Raw genomic sequence first — 2,091 nt, 5'->3', positions numbered from 1 at the left:
TTTATCCTTCGATTCCGACAGCGGTTATTAAAAGACGCACCTTTGGCATGCTGTCCAGAAATCAGATGAAGGCCTTCCGCTCTTTTGCAAACTATGTCAATATAAAATACACACGGCTCAACCGTCTGATGATCGGCTCCGTCCATAAAAATGGCTTAAACATATTTGCATGGACTGTCAACAATCAAAAGACAGCGGCAAAATTACAAGCCATGGGCGTGGACGGCATCGTTACAGATTACCCGGATTTCATCATAAAGGATGGCAAACATGAAAATATATAGCGCGGTTTTTATCGGAGGCGCGCTTGGCGCCTGCCTCCGATACGGATTAAACTTATGGATACACACCGGTCAGTTCCCGGCGGCAACCTGGCTGGAAATTGCGGCAGGCAGCCTTCTATTAGGCATTTTGACCGGATTTTTTATGATCGGGGCAAAACGGCCTCTGCTGTCGGCTTTTTTAGGCACCGGCTTTTGCGGAGGCTTCACAACAATGTCCACGTTTTCTAAGGAAACAGTGATGCTTTTGCAAGGACAACCCTCATTGGCTCTTTTATATGTGGCAGCCTCATTGATATCAGGGATCATATTTGCACTGATTGGTGTTTTTGCGGGACGGCGCATAGCAGGCATTCAGCAAAGAAAGGGGCTGCAGGAAAGATGACACTAGCGGGTATTTTCATAGGGGGCGGACTTGGCGCAATGCTTCGGTTCTGGCTTGGCAATGTCATAACCGCCAAAACCAAAGGTCTCAGCCTGCCCATTGGCATACTGACAGTCAATATTCTCGGAGCTCTCGGGCTCGGAATATTTACAGGACTTCACGTTGCAAATGCTTCGGTCTCGCTTATCATCGGCACAGGGTTTTTTGGCGCCTTTACGACCTTTTCCACTTTCAGCGTTGAAAGCATTCAACTCCTTATGGCCAAACGTGTAATAGAAAGCATCTTGTACATCGCCTTGACACTTTGCGGATCGCTTTTGGCATTTTGGTGCGGCTGGACAATCACAATGTAAAAAAACCTTGAGCTTATTTCTCGCTCAAGGTTGCACTGTTCAGCATCACAGTCTCAGGCAGCGGCAGCTTGTGGTGCGCCGTAATCCCGGTTGTGTTGCCGGCTTCTTCTTTTATATCGATTTGCTTGATTAATCGGCCGTCCATCTTCAGCACCTTTATCGTATATGAACCGCTGCGAATGGATTCACCAGCCTCAATATCGATGTTTTCTTTTAATATCAGCCCGCCGATCGTATCGACGTGTTCTTGAATCCATGCGCCAAGAAGGCTGTTCACCTGATCGATCCGAACCTTTCCATCCATCACATAATGGCCGTCGCCAAGCTTTTGGATCAGCGGCTGTTCATCTTCATCAAATTCATCTCTGATCTCTCCGACAATTTCCTCAAGAATATCCTCTGTCGTCACAAGTCCCGAGGTTCCTCCGTATTCATCCGACAATATAGCCATATGAATGCGCTCGCGCTGCATTTTAATCAGCAAGTCATGAACCGGGATCGTTTCAATCACTTCGATGACCGGCCTCACATACGAATGGATCGTCATCTTCATTCGTTCTTCTTCTGTCATAAACAGCAAATCAGAAAACAAATGCTTCGTATTGACCAAACCGATCACACTGTCTTTGTCTCCATCTGTGACTGGCCAGCGCGTGTATTTTTCCTTCAGCATGACTTCAAGCATCTCGGCCATCGTCATCTCAGTTGACACAGCAGCCATTTCCTTCCGCGGTATCATAATTTCTTTGGCGATCCGATTATCAAATTCAAAAATCTTATTCACATATTTATATTCAGACGGATTAATCTCTCCGTTTTTTAAACTCTCAGATAACAGCATCCTGAGTTCTTCCTCAGAATGGGAACCATCATGTTCTGACGCAGGCTTCAAACCGAACATCCCGCATAAAAGCCGCGCCGATCCATTAAGGATCCAAATAAACGGAAACAGGAGCAAATAGAATAAACGCAAAGGGCCCGCTATCAGTAAAGTCAGCTGTTCTGCCTTTTGAATCGCGACCGTTTTCGGGGCCAGTTCACCTACAACAACGTGCAGGAACGTGATCAAGCC

General features: G+C 46.6%; 4 protein-coding genes. 3 read left to right on the top strand and 1 reads right to left on the bottom strand.

What is annotated here, in order from left to right; translation table 11 throughout:
• From ACWHAR_RS20135 to crcB, 3 genes are all read left to right on the top strand, one after another.
• The coding region (locus ACWHAR_RS20135) for a glycerophosphodiester phosphodiesterase (protein ID WP_452087624.1) at positions 1–284 on the top strand (284 nt) is incomplete at its 5' end.
• Positions 271–666: a fluoride efflux transporter FluC gene (locus ACWHAR_RS20130; protein WP_041335605.1), complete on the top strand. Its 396-nt coding sequence runs from the start codon at positions 271–273 to the stop codon at positions 664–666. The genes ACWHAR_RS20135 and ACWHAR_RS20130, both read left to right, overlap by 14 nt.
• Positions 663–1,019, top strand: coding sequence for a fluoride efflux transporter CrcB (gene crcB, locus ACWHAR_RS20125; protein ID WP_041335608.1), 357 nt, complete (start codon positions 663–665; stop codon positions 1,017–1,019). The genes ACWHAR_RS20130 and crcB overlap by 4 nt, the downstream gene beginning before the upstream one ends.
• A gap of 13 nt (positions 1,020–1,032) precedes the next feature.
• On the opposite strand, the gene ACWHAR_RS20120 is transcribed toward crcB, so the two are convergent.
• Positions 1,033–2,091 (bottom strand): hemolysin family protein (locus tag ACWHAR_RS20120; RefSeq protein WP_452087623.1); only part of this gene is annotated, 1,059 nt, incomplete at its 5' end.

The organism is Bacillus sp. LR--39, from assembly GCF_053613335.1.
Note: the sequence above shows the minus strand (reverse complement) of the source record. Positions and strands in the feature narration are given on the sequence as shown.

What these genes read in the sequence shown, in the direction of transcription:
- ACWHAR_RS20130 (WP_041335605.1), top strand. Translation starts at nt 271, where the DNA reads ATGAAAATATATAGCGCGGTTTTTATCGGAGGCGCGCTTGGCGCCTGC.
- crcB (WP_041335608.1), top strand. Translation starts at nt 663, where the DNA reads ATGACACTAGCGGGTATTTTCATAGGGGGCGGACTTGGCGCAATGCTT.